Source organism: Nocardioides sp., from assembly GCF_044226765.1.
In the GTDB taxonomy this organism is placed as follows: Bacteria; Actinomycetota; Actinomycetes; order Propionibacteriales; family Nocardioidaceae; genus Nocardioides.
The window spans coordinates 41,748-59,966 of the sequence record NZ_JBGAGJ010000002.1 but is presented as its reverse complement, the minus strand read 5'-3'; the positions used below and the strand labels follow the sequence as shown (position 1 = coordinate 59,966).

The following is an 18,219-nucleotide window of genomic DNA, read 5'->3' as shown; positions in this document are numbered from 1 at the left end:
GCGAAGATGGTCGGGTGCCGGGACCGCTCGAGATGTTCAGCGAGGCGACGCGCACCTGGTTCGGTGCCGCGTTCGCCGAGCCGACGCCTGCCCAGACGGGCGCGTGGGAGGCCATCGCGGCCGGCCGGCACGCGCTGGTGGTGGCACCGACGGGGTCGGGCAAGACGCTCAGCGCGTTCCTGTGGAGCATCGACCGGCTGCTGACCGAGCCACGGCCCGACGACCGGCAGCGGCGCTGCCGGGTCCTCTACATCTCACCGCTCAAGGCGCTCGGCGTCGACGTGGAGCGCAACCTGCGCGCACCGCTGACCGGCATCCGCCACACCGCTGAGCGGCTGGGGTCGCCGGTGCCCGAAGTGGCCGTCGGCGTACGCTCCGGCGACACCCCCGCGGCCGACCGGCGCAGGCTGAGCACCAGTCCCCCGGACGTCCTGATCACGACGCCCGAGTCGCTCTTCCTGATGCTGACCAGCCAGGCACGCGAGTCGCTGCGCGGCGTCGAGACCGTCATCCTCGACGAGGTGCACGCGGTCGCCGGCACCAAGCGTGGCGCCCACCTCGCCGTCAGCCTCGAGCGTCTCGACGCGCTGCTGGACCGGCCGGCCCAGCGGATCGGGCTGTCGGCGACGGTACGACCGCTGGAGGAGGTGGCGCGGTTCCTCGGCGGCAGCGCACCGGTCGACATCGTCGCGCCCCCCTCCGAGAAGGAGTGGGACCTGCAGGTCGTGGTCCCGGTCGAGGACATGACCGCCCCGGAGGAGTACGACGAGGACGCCGACGAGCCACAGCGCGCCCAGAGCATCTGGCCGCACGTGGAGGAGCGGGTGGTCGACCTCGTCGAGCAGCACCGCTCGACGATCGTCTTCGCCAACTCCCGGCGGCTCGCGGAGCGGCTGACCGCCCGGCTCAACGAGATCGCGACCGAGCGAGCCGGCGGCGCGGTCGAGCAGGACGGGCAGAGCCCGGCACAGGTGATGGCGCAGTCGGGCCAGAGCCACGGGGCGGAGCAGGTGATCGCCAAGGCGCACCACGGGTCGGTGTCGAAGGAGCAGCGGGCGCTGATCGAGGACGACCTCAAGCGCGGGCGGCTGCCCTGCGTGGTCGCGACCAGCAGCCTCGAGCTCGGCATCGACATGGGCGCGGTCGACCTGGTCGTGCAGATCGAGAGCCCGCCGAGCGTCGCGAGCGCCCTGCAGCGCGTGGGGCGTGCCGGCCACCAGGTGGGTGAGGTCTCGCGCGGGGTGCTGTTCCCCAAGCACCGCGGCGACCTCGCCCAGACCGCCGTCGCGGTCGGGCGGATGCGCACCGGCGCCATCGAGTCGATGCGGGTGCCGGCCAACCCCCTCGACGTGCTCGCCCAGCAGGTCGTCGCGGCGACCGCGCTCGACGCCTGGTCGGTCGACGACCTCTTCGACCTGGTCCGCCGCAGCGCGCCGTTCACCCAGCTGCCGCGCAGCGCCTACGACGCCACCCTCGACCTGCTCAGCGGCCGCTACCCCTCCGACGAGTTCGCCGAGCTCCGCCCGCGGATCGTCTGGGACCGGGTGACCGGCACCCTCACCGGCCGACCGGGCGCCCAACGGCTCGCGGTCACCAGCGGCGGCACCATCCCCGACCGGGGCCTCTTCGGCGTGTTCCTGGTCGGCGAAGGAACGGGCCGGCGGGTCGGCGAGCTCGACGAGGAGATGGTCTACGAGTCCCGGGTCGGCGATGTCTTCGCCCTCGGCGCCACCAGCTGGCGGATCGAGGACATCACCCACGACCGGGTGCTGGTCACCCCCGCCCCGGGCATCCCGGGGCGGCTGCCCTTCTGGAAGGGCGACGCCCTCGGCCGTCCCGCCGAGCTCGGCGCCGCGATCGGCGCCTTCACCCGCGAGCTCGGCGCGCTCCCGCGAGAGCGCGCCGAGGCGCGGGCCCGCGAGGACGGCCTCGACGAGTACGCCGCCGGCAACCTGGTGACCTACCTCCACGAGCAGCTCGACGCCACCAACCTGCTGCCCAGCGACCAGACCGTCCTGGTCGAGCGGTTCCGCGACGAGCTCGGCGACTGGCGGCTGGTCGTGCACTCGCCGTACGGCACGCCCGTCCACGCACCCTGGGCGCTGGCGATCAACGCCCGGCTCCGCGAGCGGTACGGCGTCGACGGCCAGGCGGTCGCCTCCGACGACGGCATCGTGGTACGCATCCCCGACACCGACGCCGAGCCGCCCACCGGTGACGTGGTGGTGTTCGAGCCCGACGAGATCGAGACGATCGTGACCGAGGAGGTCGGCGGCTCCGCACTGTTCGCGAGCCGGTTCCGTGAGTGCGCGGCGCGCGCGCTGCTGCTCCCGCGCCGCGACCCCGGCCGCCGGTCGCCGCTGTGGCAGCAGCGGCAGCGCTCGGCGGTGCTGCTCGAGGTCGCGTCGAAGTACCCGTCCTTCCCGATCGTGCTCGAGGCCGTCCGCGAGTGCCTCCAGGACGTCTACGACCTGCCGTCGCTGGTCGCCCTGATGCGCGGCGTCGACCGGCGTGAGGTGCAGGTGGTCGACGTGTCGACCACCCAGCCCTCGCCGTTCGCCCGCAGCCTGCTCTTCGGCTACGTCGCCCAGTTCATGTACGAGGGCGACTCCCCGATCGCCGAGCGCCGGGCGGCCGCGCTCTCCCTCGACCAGGGCCTGCTCGCCGAGCTGCTCGGCCGCGCCGAGCTGCGCGAGCTGCTCGACCCCGAGGTGCTCGCCGAGGTCGAGGCGGAGCTGCAACGCACGGCCGATGACCGTCGTGCCCGCGACGCCGAGGGCGTCGCCGACCTGGTCCGCCTGCTCGGTCCGCTGAGCACCACCGAGGTCGCCGCCCGCAGCGTCCCGGGTGCACCGGTCGACGAGTGGGTGCGCACGCTGGCCGACACCCGCCGGGTCGTCGAGGTGCGGATGGCCGGCGAGGAGCGCTGGGCAGCGATCGAGGACGTCGGCCGGCTGCGCGACGGTCTGGGCGTCCCGGTGCCACCGGGCACGCCGGACGTGTTCGCGGACCCCGTCGACGACCCGCTCGGCGACCTGGTGGGGCGCTACGCCCGCACGCACGGACCGTTCACCGTCGACGACGTCGCCGGCCGGCTCGGCCTCGGCAGCGCAGTCGTCCGGCTGACCCTGCAGCGGCTGGCTGCGCACGGCCGCGTGCTCGACGGCGAGTTCCGACCCTCGGGCAGCGGCACGGAGTGGTGCGACGCCGAGGTGCTGCGACGGCTCCGCCGCCGGTCCCTGGCCCGACTGCGCCAGGAGATCGAGCCGGTCGAGCCGGAGACCCTCGGCCGCTTCCTGACCGCGTGGCAGCACGTCGCCGTCCCCGGCTCCAGCACGCGGGGGCACCGCGGCGTCGACGGCGTGCTCGCCGTGGTCGACCAGCTCGCCGGCTGCCCGGTGCCGGCCTCCGCGCTCGAGCCGCTGGTGCTGGCCGCGCGGGTGCGCGACTACGAGCCGTCGTACCTCGACGAGCTCACCGCCTCCGGCGAGGTGCTCTGGGCCGGGCACGCCGCCCTCCCCGGCTCCGACGGCTGGGTGTCGCTCCACCTCGCCGACCAGGCGCCGTTGACGCTGCCCCAGCCCTCGCCCTTCGAGCACAGCGAGCTCCACGAGGCGGTCCTCGAGGCGCTCGCGCCCGGCGGTGCCTGGTTCTTCCGCCAGCTCGCCGGCCAGGTGGGGGCGACGAGCGACGCCGCGCTGTCCACGGCGCTGTGGGACCTGGTGTGGGCGGGGCGGATCAGCAACGACACGCTCACCCCGCTGCGTGCGCTGACCCGCAGCGGCACACCGAGCCACCGCTCGCGCCGGCCGCCGCCCCGGCTCGGACGCCGCCCCGGTGCCGGACCCGCGCGCACCGGCCCGCCGGAGACCGCAGGCCGGTGGGCGCTGCTGCCTGCGGTCGAGACGGATGCCACCCGCCGCTCCACCGCGACCGCGGAGCGGCTGCTGGAGCGACACGGTGTCGTGACCCGGGGCGCGGTCGTCAGCGAACGGGTACCCGGTGGCTTCGCCGGGGTCTACCAGGTGCTCTCGGCGTTCGAGGACTCCGGCCGCTGCCGCCGCGGCTACTTCGTCGCCGGCCTCGGCGCCGCCCAGTTCGGCACCGCCGGAGCGGTCGACCGGCTGCGCACCTTCTCCGAGGTGCCCGACGACGCCAAGCCCACCGCCGTCGCGCTGGCCGCCACCGACCCCGCCAACCCGTACGGCGCCGCACTCGGGTGGCCGGTCTCGACCGGCTCGACCGCCGGGACGGGCCACCGGCCCGGTCGCAAGGCGGGCGCCATCGTCGTGCTCGTCGACGGCCGGCTCGCGATGTACGTCGAGCGCGGTGGTCGGACCCTGCTCACCTGGTCCGAGGAGCCCGACGTGCTCGGACCGGCCGCCGCGTCGCTGGCGGAGGCGGCCCGGCGCGGCTCGCTGGGCCGGATGACCGTCGAGAAGGCCGACGGCGAGCAGCTGCTCGGCAGCGGGTCCACGCCGCTGCGCGAGGCGCTGCAGTCGGCCGGGTTCGTCGCGACGCCGAAGGGGCTGCGGCTGAGGTCGGCCGGTGCCTGAGGGCGACGCGGTCTGGCGCACCGCCCAGCGGCTCGCGCAGGCGCTGGACGGCCGCACCCTGACGCGCACCGACTTCCGGGTGCCCCAGCACGCGACCGCCGACCTCGCGGGCGGCACCGTCGTCGAGACCGTGTCGCGGGGCAAGCACCTGCTCACCCGGATCAGCCACGACCGCGACTGGACGCTACACACCCACCTGAAGATGGAGGGCTCGTGGCGGACCTACCGCCGCGGCGAGCGCTGGTCGAAGCCGGCGCACCTCGCCCGGGTGGTGCTCGACGCCGGTGACCGCAGTGCGGTCGGCTTCCAGCTCGGGATCGTCGAGCTGCTGCCGCGCGAGTGCGAGGACGACGTCGTGGGTCACCTCGGGCCCGATCTGCTGGGCCCGGACTGGGACGACCACGAGGCGGTCCGCCGGCTCACCGCCGACCCCGACCGCCCGCTCGGCGAGGCCCTGCTCGACCAGCGCAACCTGGCCGGGATCGGCACCATCTACCGCAGCGAGCTGTGCTTCCTGACCGGCTACGACCCCCGCTCCCCGGTGCGCGTGGTCGCCGACCCGCAGCGGTTGGTCCGGCTGGCCCACCGGGTGCTGGTGCAGAACAAGCAGCTCCCCCAGATCTGCACCACCGGCGACAAGCGCCGCGGGCACAGCCTCTGGGTCTACGGTCGGGGCACCGAGCGCTGCCTGCGCTGCGGCACGCCGATCGAGCGGGCCGAGCTCGGCGAGCAGCGCCGGGTCGGGTACTGGTGCCCCTCCTGCCAGCCGCCGCGCTGACGTCCGAGCTGACTCGCCGGTCCTCCCGGGACGTCATACGTAGTGGTAGCCCCGACAACCACCTCGCATGACGTCCCGGAGCGACAGACGGCGACCGGGGACGAGGACGGAGGGCGTCAGGCGGCGGAGGTGACGACCTCGCCGGCCCGGGGCGCGGCGACGGGGATGCGGAGCAGGCCGGCCGCGGCCTCCTCGAGCGCCACGAGGTCGGAGACGTCGCGCAGCACGTCGGAGAGCGGGACGTCGAGGGCGGCGCACAGCGAGGCGAGCAGCTCCGAGGAGGCCTCCTTCTGTCCCCGCTCGATCTCGGAGATGTAGCCCAGGCTGACCCGGGCCTCCGCCGACACCTCGCGCAGGGTCAGTCCACGCTGCATCCGCAGGTCGCGGAGCACGTCGCCGAGAAGCCGACGGAACAGCACCATGCACGTCTCCCTTCAGGTACGTAGCAGCAACGCTACCCGAGGGGCGGATCTTCCCGTCGCAGGACGGCCTCGAACGCCGTCAGCGCCTCGCGGACGGTGCGCTCCTGGATCTGCGCCCGCTTGCCGGACAGCTCGAGCGCCACGGCCTCGACCAGCCCGGGCCCGGCGATGCCGACGAACACGGTGCCCGGCGGCTTGCCCTCCTGCTCGGTGGGCCCGGCGACGCCGGTGGTGGCGAGCCCGTACGTCGCCCCGGTCAGCGCCCGGACGCCGGAGGCCATCGCCTTCGCGCACTCGGGCGACACGACCCCCTTGTCCTCGATGACCTGCTGGTCGACCTCGAGCACGGACGCCTTGAGCTCGGTCGCGTAGGTGACCACGCCGCCGAGGAACGTCTCCGAGGCGCCCGGGGTGTCGGTCATCGCCACCGCGAGGCGGCCGCCGGTCAGGGACTCGGCGGTCGCCACGGTCGTGCCGGCGGCGCGCAGGAGCAGGTGCACACGCTTCTCGAGGTCGGTCACCCGACCACGGTATCCACCTGCTCCTGCTGTCCCACCCTCAGTGACCGGCCGGGTTGGTGACCCGGACCGTCACCTCCGTCGAGCCCGCCAGCACGTCCTCGTCACCGGAGTAGGACACCGTGAGGGTGTAGGTGCCGCGCTTGAGGCACTTGGAGGGCAGCCGCACGACGGCTGACCCGTCCTCCAGCGTCGCCGTGCCGAGCACCCGGTGACGCTTCGACACGGTCACGGTGCCGGTCGGCACGACGCCGTCCGCGCTGACCTCGACCGGGATCCGCACGGGCTCCTTGCTGTACACCGCGGTGACGTCCGGCGCGGTCACGGTGGACGCGACCGGACCCACCTCGGGCAGGTCCAGCCCGACGACCTCCGGGTCGTGGTCGGAGGCGCGGAACTGGTCGGGCCGGTAGAAGTCGGTCGCGTTGTAGTTGTCGCGGCTGTACTCGTAGGCGACCGGCTCCTCCGCGTTGATCTGCCACACGTCCACGCCGGTCACCCAGGCGCGGGCGGCGTCGTTGGCGAGCACGTGGTCCAGCGAGCCGGACAGCCCGTCGAAGGAGTACGTCGTCTCCCCCGGACTCGTGGTCGAGCCGAGGTTCGTGTACCCGTGCGCGTAGAGGACCTGCAGCGGGTCCTCCTGCGTGTAGGAGTTGAAGTCGCCGGTGAGGAACACCTTGTCGGTGCCCCGCGAGGCCGCGAACTGCTGCGCGAACGGCCACAGCGCCTCGGCCTGCGCCACCCGGTCTGCAGTGGCGTTGCCCTGGCCGTCGGGGTCGGGCGTCCCGGAGCCCTTGGACTTGAAGTGGTTGACCACGACCGCGAACGCGTCGCTGTCCGGGGCCCCACGGCGCTTGAACGCCTGGGCCAGCGGCTCACGCGCGTTGCTGAACGCCGTGCTGCCGACCAGGACCTGCGACGGACCGACCGGGGTCACGGTCGCCGGCTGGTAGATGAAGGCCGTGCGGATCACGTCCTGCTCGGCCAGGGGCGGCAGCTCGGACGCCGGGGGCGAGGGCACGAACGCCCAGGTGCCGGCGCCGGCGGCCGCGTTGAGGGCGTCGACCAGCGAGGCGAGGGCGTCGTCGCGGTCCGCCTCGCCGAGGGCGACCGAGTTCTCGATCTCCTCCAGCGACACGATGCCGGCGCCGAGCTTGTTGATGGCCGTCACGATCTTGGTCTGCTGCCGAGCCAGGTCGTCATCCTGGGCCGCACCGCGCGGGCCGGTCGGGCCGCAGTCGTCGACGGTCACGGGGTCGTCGTCGCGGTCCACGTAGAAGTCGCACGCCCCCGGGTGGGTCGCCTCGTACGCCGTGCCCGTGGTGTTGAAGTAGTTCAGCACGTTGAACGTCGCCAGCCGGACGTCGCCGCCGACGTCGCCGGGCGCCTGGTTCTGCGGTCGCGTGTCCTCGAAGGTGGCCACGTCGGTCCCGGTGCCGGTGACCTGGTGGGTCGGCTGGAACTTCCAGGTGCCGTTGCGGTAGTCGAGGACCACCGGACCGGTGAACTCGGCGGCCGCGCCGACACGGATGGACCGCTCCGGCGTCAGCCAGGGCAGCGGGATGTCCTGCGCGGGACCGCCGTCGAACGGCAGGAAGTTGATGCTGGATCCGTCGTCGAGCACGACGCCGCGGTCGGCGTTGTCCGCCACGATCGCCGCGATCGCAGGCTTGTCCTGGGCGTCGGCCACCTCGGTGGGCTGCACGAGCGGGTGGTCGCCGGCGGCGAGCCCGATCTCGGCGTACTGGTTGGTCGAGTAGGTGTCGGTCACCGTGAACCGCCCGGTCGGGGCGAACAGCTCACCCTCGTGCGCCTCCCGGTCTGCCGCCGCCGGCACGCTCGTGGCCCGGGGGTGGACCGCCGGCAGCGGCGTGGCGAGCTGGGTGACGGTCGGCGAGCCGATCTCGGTGAGGCCGGCGAACTCGCTCACCGTGCCGGCGACCTCGACGGACTCGCCGACCGAGACCTGGCCGGCCGCGGTCGAGCCGAAGACGAATACGGCGTCCGAGGCACCTGGGGTCGCGTCGGGGTCCCCGCCGGTGCCCCCGGTCTGCAGGAAGAACCCGTTGAGGCCACCGGTCGGGTACGCCGCCGTGACGACCCCTCGCGTGACCACCTGCCGGCCCACCAGCGGCGAGGTGGCACCGGTGCCCTGCACCTGCGCGATGGTGACGTCGGTCGGGTCTGTCGACGGCGGGGTCCCACCCGCGTTGACCGCGTCGGGCGTCGGTGCTGCGGCCTGGAAGTCGGCGCTGTTGACGTCGGTGTCGGCGCCGGAGGCCGACCGCTGCAGGCTCAGCGTGACGCTGTTGCCCGTCGCCGCCGTGCCCTCCGGCGTGTTGCTCGTCCCCCAGCCCAGCTTGTCGACGACGCTCGACGAGGTCGACGGGTCGACGGCCGTGGTGACGCTCGCCAGGGTGATCGTCCCGCCGCCGGCCCCCGGGTTCAGCGAGGAGGTCTGGTCGACGCCGGGAACGGCGCTGCCGTTGGTGCCGTTGCTGCCGCCCTGGAGCGTGAAGTAGCCGCCCGGGGCGACCGTCCCGGACAGCGGCACGGTCGTGGTCGAGGCACCGCTGCTGCCCGGGGCGCGGTACTGGACCGAGAGCCCGCTCAGGCTGATCGCAGTGCCCGTGGGGTTGAAGAGCTCGACGTACTTGTTGGTGTAGGCCGCGCCGGTCGAACCGCCGTTGACGTAGGCCTCGCTGATCACCAGACCGGTGCTGGCAGCGTTGGCGGGGGCGGACGGGAGCAGGGCGGTGCCGGTGACCGCCGCCGCGAGGCCGGCGGCAGCCGCCAGCACCCGCCGCGACGCCCGAGACGTCTGGGACATGGAGAACCTTCCGAGAATTCAGCTGTGGGGGGAGACGCGTCGGGGCCGACCGTGGGCCGGCCCCGACGCGGGAGTCGTCGACCGCTTGGTCGTGCTGTTGCCGAGGTAGGTGGCCCTGACCTCCTTGCGGCCGACCTTCGCGAACGGCCGGAGACGGACCGAGGCCCGGCCGTTGACCAGGGCCAGCCGGAAGTCCCGGCCCGCCACGGTGACCCGGACGGTGCCCCTGGCCCGACCCTCCTCGGTGGAGACCGAGACCCGGATGATCGGCCTGGTCTTGCGGCGGACGACCACCGCCGGGGTCGACGACGCCGTGGTGGTGGAGTCGATCTTGGTCGCCGGCGGCGGCGGAGGTGCGGTGGCCACGGTCAGCGGCACCGTCACGGTCGTGCCGGTGGTCGCGCCGGTGAGCGTGACGACGTGCGGACCCGTGACGGCGTCCGCGGGCAGGTCGACCGTCACGGCCGCGGTGCCGGACTCGTCGTACGGCGTGCCCTCGGCGACCGAGTTGTCGACCGGGACCGTCCCGGCGTCCACCCTGTCGAGCTGGACGCCCAGCTGACCGTCCTGCTCGTCGCCGGCACCGGACATCGCCAGGGATGACACCGTGAAGGTGACCTGGTCACCCGGGGCGTACGCCGCCGGCGCATCGGCCGGGAAGTCGACACCCACGGCGTGCTGGCTGAAGTCGACCGGCAGCGGGTCGGCGTCGGTGCCGAACTCCTCGAGGTAGTCGACCATCGCCTGCAGGTCGACCTGGCCGGTGTCGCGCCGGCCGGTCCCGTTGGCGAACTCGGTGAAGTTGTCACCGCCCGCGGCCAGGAACGAGTTCGCGGTGACCGAGTAGTCGGCTGCAGGGTCGATCGGGTCGCCGTCCAGCCACATCCCGGTGACCGTCTGGGCCGCTGGGTCATAGGTGTAGCGGAAGCCCTGCGAGGTGCCCAGGCGCAGGAACGGGCGCGACGCACCGGCCGGCTGCCACTGCTGCTCGAGCACCGTCTTGATCTGCGCACCGGTCAGCGTCATGTTGACCAGCGTGTTGGCGAACGGCTGGACGTCGGCGGCCTGCTTGTAGGTGACCGGCGAGGGGTAGCTCCCGGTGCCCACCATGTCCTTGCGCAGCCCACCGGGGTTCATGAACGCGATCTGGGCACCGCCGAAGGTGTCGGACTGGGTCGCCCAGCGCTGCACCTCGGCGACGAGGTTGCCCAGGGTGGACTCGCCGCCGCGGTTCTCCTCGGTGCCGCCGCCGCTCTTGGGTCGGTACGCACGGCTGAACCCGTCGGCGATCTCGCCGAGCTTGACCGCTCCCTTCACGTCGGCGTCGGCCACGGCCGCGTCGACGATGCTCTTGACGTCGGGGTCCGCCGGGTAGACCGGCGCGAACGCGGCGCCGGAGGTGCCGCACGCGCTGACGCACTCGGTCAGCGGGATGAGGTACTGACTGATCGCCATGATCTTGTTGTCGTCCGGCGAGATGCTGAACCCGAGCCGGTTCAGGTTGTAGCCGTACTGGCCCGCCGAGACGACCGGGCGCTCCTTGACCGGGTGGTTGGCGTCGGCCTGCCAGGCCGCGACCGGGAACTTGCAGTTGTAGGCCAGGTGGGTGTGCCCCGAGACGATCGCGTCGACGTTGGGGTCGACGCCGGTGACGATGCTGCCGAAGTCGGAGGTCGGGTCGTCGTCCATGGTCGCGCAGTCGGTCGAACCGGCGCCCTCGTGGACCAGCATCACGACCGCGTCGACGTGGTCCTCGGACTTGAGCCGGTCGGCCTCGGCGTTGACCGAGTCGACGATGTCGGTGACGTCGAGGTCCGCGATCCCCGCCGGCGAGACGAGCTCGGGCAGGTGCTCGGTGACGGCGCCGACGAAGCCGACCTTGACCTCGTTGCCGGCCCCTGCGTTGAACACCTTGATGAACGACGGGTCGAGCAGCGGGTCGCCGGTGTCCTTGACCATCACGTTGGCGGCGAGGTACTTCCACTCCGCGCCGCCGTAGGGGTTGGTATCGGCGTCGTAGGGCGCCATCACCCGGTCGACCAGGTCGTCCACGCCCTGGTCGAACTCGTGGTTGCCCGCCGCCGAGACGTCCAGCCCCGCCGCGTTGAGCGCGTCGATGGTGGGCTTGTCGTGGGCGATGAACGACTCGAAGGTCGAGGCGCCGATCAGGTCGCCGGCAGCGGCGAAGACCGTGTTGGGCCAGGTCTCGCGCATCTGGTCGACAGCGCCGGCCAGCACCGCCGCCCCGGCCTCGACGCCGTTGGAGCGGATGCGACCGTGGAAGTCGTTGGTGGCGACCACGTTGACGTAGACGTTGGGGGTGGCGGCGGCCTGAGCGGGTGGGCCGACGAGAGCGAGCGACGTCGCCGTGAGGGCGAGCCCGGAGGTGGCGACGAGGGCACGGATGCCCCGTCGCGCCCGAGAAGTGGAGGGCACGGTGGCGGACCTTTCGTCCTGATGATCGTCCTGATGTGGTGTGACGGCGCTACCCAACCTCATCGGGCGACCGAAAATCCACCCCTGACGATCAGGTGGAGCGAAGATTTGCCCGTTGTTTCCACACGTCGCGGTAGAACTCCCACCCCGACCACATCGTCAGCGCCACCGCGACCGCCAGGCACACCTGCGCGGCGTAGAACAGCACCTCGCACGGCACCTGCAGGCCCGAGGGCAGGTCGGGGTCGCGCAGCGGCAGGCAGAGGAAGCCCAGCGCGACCGCCTGGAAGGTCGTCTTGATCTTCCCGAGGTCGGCGGCCGCGATCACGACCTTCTTGAGCACCGAGAGGCGCAGCAGGGTCACGCTCCACTCGCGCAGCAGCACGATGATCGTGACCCACCACCAGATGTCACCCACGATCGACAACCCGATGAACGCCATGCCCGTGATCGCCTTGTCCGCGATCGGGTCGGCGATCTTGCCGAAGTTCGTGACCAGGTCGTGCTTGCGCGCCAGGTCGCCGTCGATCTTGTCGGTGACCATCGCCAGGACGAACAGCACGCTGGCCACGCAGCGCCACGTGATCGAGTCGCCGCCGTCGACCAACAGCGCCCACCCGAAGAACGGGACCATCACGATCCGCAGGGTCGTGAGGACGTTCGGGACGTTCCAGTTGCTCGGCTGGGCCCGCGTCGCCTCGGTCACAGGACCTCAGCGTAGAGGTCCACGCCCTCCGAGCCGGTGACAACGGCCCGAACCAGGTCGCCGGTCTTCAGGTCGGCGCCGCCCGCCAGGTAGGTCGAGCCGTCCACCTCGGGTCCCTGGTGGGCCGCCCGGCCCTCCACGGTCCCACCGTCGACCTGCTCGACGAGCACCTCGACCGTCTCGCCCACCCGCTCCGCGGCGCGCTGCGCGGTCAGCTCCTCGACCAGGGCGCTCACGTGCTCGGTGCGCGCCCGGACCTCGTCGGCGTCCAGCTTGCCGTCGTACGACGCCGCCTCGGTGCCGTCCTCGTCGGAGTAGCCGAACACGCCGGTGACGTCGAGCCGGGCCGCGACCAGGAAGTCGCACAGCGTCTCGAGGTCGTCCTCGCTCTCGCCGGGGAAGCCGACGATCACGTTGCTGCGCACGCCCGCCTCGGGCGCCAGCGCCCGGACCTGCTCGAGCAGCCCGAGGAAGCTCTCGGGGTCGCCGAAGCGGCGCATCCGCCGCAGCACGCCGGCGCTGGCGTGCTGGAAGGACAGGTCGAAGTACGGCGCGACGCCCGGTGTCGTCGCGATCGCCTCGACCAGCCCGGGCCGGGTCTCGGCCGGCTGCAGGTAGGAGACGCGGACCCGGTCGACACCGTCGACCGCGGCCAGCTCGGGCAGCAGCGTCTCGAGCAGGCGCAGGTCGCCGAGGTCCTTGCCGTAGGAGGTGGAGTTCTCGCTGACCAGGAACAGCTCGCGGGCGCCCTCGCCGGCCAGCCAGCGCGCCTCCTGCAGGACGTCGGAGGGCCGCCGGCTCACGAACGAGCCGCGGAAGGCGGGGATGGCGCAGAAGGAGCACCGCCGGTCGCACCCGCTGGCCAGCTTGAGGGCCGCGGTCGGACCCGGGTCGAGCCGCCGGCGCACCGACGCGGGTCCGGAGGCGTGCCCGGGCACCGGCGTCGTGGACAGCGACCGCTCCACCGGGGTGATCGGCAGCAGCAGCCGGCGGTCCTGCGGGGTGTGCGCGGCGTGGGTCTCCCCCGCCACGATCGCGCGCAGCCGGTCGGCGATCTCGGGGTAGTCGTCGAAGCCGAGCACGGCGTCGGCCTCGGGCAGGGAGTCGGCCAGCTCCTTGCCGTAGCGCTCGGCCAGGCAGCCGACGGCCACCACGGCCTGGGTGCGGCCGGTGCCCTTGAGGTCGGCGGCCTCCAGGAGGGTGTCGACCGAGTCCTTCTTGGCCTGCTCGACGAACCCGCAGGTGTTGACCACGACGGTGTCGGCCTGTGCCGGGTCGTCGACCAGCCGGAACCCGTCGGCCTCGAGCCGGCCGGCCAGCTCCTCGGAGTCCACCTCGTTGCGGGCGCACCCGAGGGTCACCATCGCCACGGAGAGGAGGGCCGGCGCGTCAGTCGTCATGATCCCCCGAGTATCGCAACCCGGGGCGCGGGCTCCTACTCGGCGAACGACCGGGTCGCGTCGACGGGGTCACCTACTGGGCGGCGGCGAAGGTGTTCTGGGCCGGCTGGCCGTCGGCACCGAGCGGCCCGCGGTCCTGTCCGTCCACGGTGACCTTCAGGCCGCCGTCGGAGGACTGGACGCGCACCGGCGGTGCGGCCTTGACCGTGCGGCTGTCGCCGAAGGCCAGGTCGCCGTTGAAGACGATCTGGCCGGCGCCGTCGCGCACGACCACGTGGGCGCCACCGGCCGCGGCGTCGAGCACCACGGGGACGGCCGGGGCGAGCTTGGAGGACCCCGACGGCGAGCCGTTGAGCACCGGGGTGGAGTGCAGCTCCACGGGGCTGTCGGTGAGCAGCCGCACGATCGACCAGGCCAGCACGACCGCCATCACCGCGGCGACCAGCACCGACCAGTTCGGGCCGCCGCGGGTGCCGCGGATCGGACCACCCTCCCCGGTGGCGAGCTCGGCCTCGAAGACCCGGCGGGCGTCGATGGGCGCGTCGGCGTACCGCTCGTCGTAGGCCGCCAGCAGCGGGGCCGCGTCGATCCCGAGGACCCGCGCCAGCGTGCGCAGGTGGCCGCGGGCGTAGAAGTCGCCGCCGCAGGGCGCGAAGTCGTCGACCTCGATGGACTCGATCACGTGCGGACGGATCCGGGTGCGGGTGGCGAGGTCGTCGACGGTCAACGACAGCCGGGTGCGGGCCGCCGCGATCTCGGGCCCGACCACCGGGTCGGGGGCCGGCGCCGGCGCCAGGTCGTCGATCACCAGCGGCTCGACCGACGGGCCGGGCGTCGCGATCGGGGTGACCCGGTGGTCCCAGACGACGGTCTTCTCCCCCAGGTCCCGCTCCGGGTCCTCCGCACCCCGCCGCAGCACGACCGCCTCGGGCAGGGCCCGGGTGGTCTCGTCCTCGTCGTCGGCGGGGTCGGTCTGGAGCGCCGCGGCGCCCTCGAAGCGCACGTCGGAGCGGATCTCGGCGCGCACGCCGCCGACCGGGTCGCGCAGCGGCAGCGGCGCGCTGCCGGCGACCAGGGGCGGTACGTCGACGGCCGGCTCGGGCTCGGACGGCTCCTCCACGGGGGGCAGCCGCAGCCGCAGGTGCTCGGCGACGTACCCGATCCCCCGGGCGATCGCCGGGCGCGGGTCGCGCAGCCGAGACGGGCGCTCGTCGTCGTGGTCGTCGTCGTGGTCGTCGCCGTGGTCGTGGTCGAGCTCCGCGGCGACGTCCACCGGCTCGTCCAGCGGGAGGGGGTGCTCGTCGAGGTCCGCGACGACCTCCGGTGCCTCGTCGGGCTGCGCGTCCACGATCTCCACGACCTGGGCGGGGTCCGCGGCGAGGCGCCCGACCGCGGCGGTCAGGTCGCCGTCGGCGCCGACCACCCGGGTCGACAGTGTCAGCCGCACCGCGAGCGGCGCCGCGTCGGGGTCGCGGGGCACCAGCACCACCCGGCCGTCGTGGAGCAGCCCGCGACGCGGCTCGTGCTCGAGGCACTCGATGTCGCTCCACGGCAGGCCGTGCCAGGTGCGGCCCCGGCGCAGCCGGACGCCCTGGGCGTCGACCACCAGCAGCGGCACGCGCGCGTCGACCAGCGCCTGGAGGTGGGCGACGGCGACCGCGCCGACGACCAGCATCAGGGCCCAGTCGAGCCATCCGCCACCGCCGACGACGCGCGCCAGGTAGGCGATCGCCACGACCGAGGCGAGGGCGCCGACGACCGCGGTGACGCGGGTGTCGCCGCGGACCTCGACCGCCGTCTCGGTGCGCTCCTGCAGGTCCGTGCTGTAGCTGCTCACATCTCCCCCTGGAGGGTCGCGATCACGGCATCGATCTCATCGGGCTTGATGAGCACGTCGCGCGCCTTGGACCCCTCGCTGGGACCGACGACGCCCCGGCTCTCGAGGATGTCCATCAGCCGGCCCGCCTTGGCGAAGCCGACGCGGAGCTTGCGCTGCAGCATCGAGGTGGAGCCGAACTGCGTCGACACGACCAGCTCGATCGCCTGGACCACCAGGTCCATGTCGTCGCCGATGTCGTCGTCGAGCTCGCGCTTGCTCTGGGCCGGGGCGGTGACGTCCTCGCGGTAGGACGGCTCGAGCTGGGTCTTGCAGTGGTTGACGACCTGGTGGATCTCGGCCTCGGTCACCCAGGATCCCTGCACGCGCACCGGCTTCGAGGCGCCCATCGGCAGGAACAGACCGTCACCCTGCCCGACCAGCTTCTCGGCGCCGGGCTGGTCGAGGATGACCCGGCTGTCGGCGAGGCTCGAGGTCGCGAACGCCAGCCGCGACGGCACGTTGGCCTTGATCAGACCGGTCACGACGTCGACCGACGGCCGCTGCGTCGCGAGCACCAGGTGGATGCCCGCCGCCCGCGCGAGCTGGGTGATCCGGACGACGGCGTCCTCGACGTCGCGCGGGGCGACCATCATCAGGTCGGCGAGCTCGTCGACGACGACCAGCAGGTAGGGGTACGGCGTGAGCTCGCGCTCGCTGCCCGGCGGCACGGTGACCTTGCCGGCCCGCACCGCCTTGTTGAAGTCGTCGATGTGACGGAAGCCGAAGTTGGCCAGGTCGTCGTAGCGCATGTCCATCTCGCGCACGACCCACGCCAGCGCCTCGGCGGCCTTCTTGGGGTTGGTGATGATCGGCGTGATCAGGTGCGGGACGCCCTCGTAGGCGTTCAGCTCGACCCGCTTGGGGTCGACCATGATCATCCGCACCTCGTCGGGCGTGGAGCGCATCAGGATCGAGATGATCATCGAGTTGATGAACGACGACTTGCCCGAGCCGGTGGCGCCGGCGACCAGCAGGTGCGGCATCTTGGCGAGGTTGGCGACCACGAACCCGCCCTCGACGTCCTTGCCGAGCCCGGCCACCATCGGGTGGTGGTCGGCGCGGGCCGTCCCCGACCGGAGCACGTCGCCGAGGGAGACGATCTCCTTGTCGGTGTTGGGGATCTCGATGCCGATCGCGGACTTGCCCGGGATCGGGCTGAGGATGCGCACGTCGGCGCTGGCGACGGCGTACGCGATGTTCTTCGACAGCGCGGTGACCTTCTCCACCTTCACGGCGGGGCCGAGCTCCACCTCGTAGCGGGTGACGGTCGGGCCCCGGGTGTAGCCGGTGACCTGCGCGTCGATGCCGAACTCCTCCATCACCTGGGTGAGCCGGTCCACGACCGCGTCGCTGGCCTTGGAGCGCGGCTTGTGCGGCGAGCCGGGCTTGAGCACCTCGTTGGCCGGCAGCGAGTAGGCGATGTCGCCGGAGAGCGCCAGCTGCTCCACCCGCGGCGGCAGCGGGCTGTGCGGAGGCGGCTCGAGCTCGCGGTGGTCGACCTTGTCGAGACCGGTCTCCACGGCGTCCGGGGCGACGGCCTCGACCGGGTCGGGCGCGAAGATGTCGAGCCCGTCGTCGGTGGTCTCCAGGTTCTTCTTGCGCTTGCGCAGCTCACGGTCGGAGAGGACCGGGCTGTCGTACGCCGGGTTGCCCATGTCGGGGTCGACCTCGTCGGCCGCGGCGCCGCGCCGGCGGCGCGGGCGGGTCGCCGCCATCGCCTGGGTGGCATCGGGGTCCCCCTGCTCGACGGGGGCGCGGCCGAGCAGCCGGTCGCGGGCGTGGGCCAGCTTGACCGGCACCTGGTAGAGCGGCGTCGCGGTGATGATCAGGACGCCGAAGAACGCCAGCAGCGCGAGCAGCGGCACGACGACGTACTCGGAGCGGAGCAGGTCGAGCAGCAGGCTGGCGACGACGTACCCCACGGCCCCGCCGGCGGTGCGCAGGTCGGAGGTGTCGCCGATGTCGGGCTGCGGGTTGCCGGCCGCGATCTGGACGATGCCGAGGAGGCCGAAGCCGAGCAGCGACCAGCCGACGACCTGGCGGCCGACCGGACCGTGCTGCGAGGGGTCGCGCATGGTGCGCCAGCCGATGAACAGCAGCACGAGGGGGACGAGGAAGCCGACCTTGCCGACCGACCCCTCGACGATGGTGCGGGTCGCGTCCATGACCGACCCGGGCAGCTGCCACCACACGGCCGCGGCGACGACGACCGCGGAGCCGAAGAGGGCGAGTCCGATGCCATCACGACGGTGCTCGGGCTCCAGGTCGCGGGCGGTGTGCCCGATGCTGCGGGCGACCGCTCCCACGCCGTGCGCGACGGCGAGCCAGACGGCGGCGACCCCGCGGAACAGCATCGCGAAGAACCGCGACACCGGCCCCGGGCCGTTGCGCACCGCCCGCGGCGCCGGACGGCGCGACGCTGGCTTGCGGGCCGGCTTCTTCTTCGGGGCAGGCTTGCGCTTCGGGCTGGTACTCCGGGATCGGGTGCTGGTGCCCCCTCGGCCGGTGCTCCGCGACGTCGTCGCGGTCCTGGTCGAGGACGTGCTCCTGCTCCGCGACCCCGGCGGGGAAGACGTACGGGTCGCCATGCGTACCACCCTACGCAGCAGCCACTCCCGTCACACGCATCACAGGGGTGCGTGTCGGGGCCGGGTGGATGAATCCCCGGCTGACCGGGGAGACCTGACGTTGTCG

The 18,219-nt window shown here is 73.2% G+C and carries 10 protein-coding genes; 2 read left to right on the top strand and 8 right to left on the bottom strand.

The window, feature by feature from the left end; translation table 11 throughout:
* Nucleotides 1-32 precede the first annotated feature (32 nt).
* Both ACILRH_RS05050 and ACILRH_RS05045 read left to right on the top strand, forming a co-directional pair.
* Nucleotides 33-4,556, top strand: coding sequence for an ATP-dependent helicase (locus ACILRH_RS05050; RefSeq protein WP_395692068.1), 4,524 nt, complete (start codon nt 33-35; stop codon nt 4,554-4,556).
* The gene (locus ACILRH_RS05045) at nt 4,549-5,334 is read left to right on the top strand and encodes a DNA-formamidopyrimidine glycosylase family protein (protein WP_395691285.1); all 786 of its coding nucleotides are present in this window, start codon (nt 4,549-4,551) and stop codon (nt 5,332-5,334) included. Before ACILRH_RS05050 ends, ACILRH_RS05045 begins: the two co-directional genes overlap by 8 nt.
* 116 nt (nt 5,335-5,450) lie before the next feature.
* On the opposite strand, the gene ACILRH_RS05040 is transcribed toward ACILRH_RS05045, so the two are convergent.
* From ACILRH_RS05040 to ACILRH_RS05005, 8 genes are all read right to left on the bottom strand, one after another.
* Complete coding sequence (locus tag ACILRH_RS05040) at nt 5,451-5,756, bottom strand: helix-turn-helix domain-containing protein (protein WP_395691283.1); 306 nt, start codon at nt 5,754-5,756, stop codon at nt 5,451-5,453.
* Between the two features lie 32 nt (nt 5,757-5,788).
* A complete protein-coding gene (locus ACILRH_RS05035; RefSeq protein ID WP_395691281.1) occupies nt 5,789-6,277 on the bottom strand; it encodes a CinA family protein in 489 nt (162 codons plus the stop codon).
* Between the two features lie 37 nt (nt 6,278-6,314).
* Nucleotides 6,315-9,104, bottom strand: coding sequence for an ExeM/NucH family extracellular endonuclease (locus ACILRH_RS05030; RefSeq protein ID WP_395691280.1), 2,790 nt, complete (start codon nt 9,102-9,104; stop codon nt 6,315-6,317).
* 18 nt (nt 9,105-9,122) lie between these two features.
* Complete coding sequence (locus ACILRH_RS05025; protein WP_395691279.1) at nt 9,123-11,540, bottom strand: bifunctional metallophosphatase/5'-nucleotidase; 2,418 nt, start codon at nt 11,538-11,540, stop codon at nt 9,123-9,125.
* A gap of 91 nt (nt 11,541-11,631) precedes the next feature.
* Complete coding sequence (gene pgsA, locus ACILRH_RS05020) at nt 11,632-12,246, bottom strand: CDP-diacylglycerol--glycerol-3-phosphate 3-phosphatidyltransferase (RefSeq protein ID WP_395691278.1); 615 nt, start codon at nt 12,244-12,246, stop codon at nt 11,632-11,634.
* On the bottom strand, nt 12,243-13,646 hold the full coding sequence (gene rimO / locus ACILRH_RS05015) for a 30S ribosomal protein S12 methylthiotransferase RimO (protein WP_395691277.1): 1,404 nt from the start codon (nt 13,644-13,646) through the stop codon (nt 12,243-12,245). Before rimO ends, pgsA begins: the two co-directional genes overlap by 4 nt.
* A gap of 73 nt (nt 13,647-13,719) precedes the next feature.
* Nucleotides 13,720-15,483 (bottom strand): helix-turn-helix domain-containing protein, encoded by a 1,764-nt coding sequence (locus ACILRH_RS05010; protein WP_395691275.1) that lies wholly within the window; start codon nt 15,481-15,483, stop codon nt 13,720-13,722.
* Nucleotides 15,480-18,113 (bottom strand): DNA translocase FtsK, encoded by a 2,634-nt coding sequence (locus ACILRH_RS05005; protein ID WP_395691274.1) that lies wholly within the window; start codon nt 18,111-18,113, stop codon nt 15,480-15,482. The genes ACILRH_RS05010 and ACILRH_RS05005 overlap by 4 nt, the downstream gene beginning before the upstream one ends.
* Nucleotides 18,114-18,219 lie beyond the last annotated feature (106 nt).

Coding starts and splice junctions, on each gene's coding strand:
- ACILRH_RS05050 (WP_395692068.1), top strand. CDS start 33: ATGTTCAGCGAGGCGACGCGCACCTGGTTCGGTGCCGCGTTCGCCGAG.
- ACILRH_RS05040 (WP_395691283.1), bottom strand. CDS start 5,756: ATGGTGCTGTTCCGTCGGCTTCTCGGCGACGTGCTCCGCGACCTGCGG.
- ACILRH_RS05030 (WP_395691280.1), bottom strand. CDS start 9,104: ATGTCCCAGACGTCTCGGGCGTCGCGGCGGGTGCTGGCGGCTGCCGCC.
- ACILRH_RS05005 (WP_395691274.1), bottom strand. CDS start 18,113: ATGGCGACCCGTACGTCTTCCCCGCCGGGGTCGCGGAGCAGGAGCACG.
- rimO (WP_395691277.1), bottom strand. CDS start 13,646: ATGACGACTGACGCGCCGGCCCTCCTCTCCGTGGCGATGGTGACCCTC.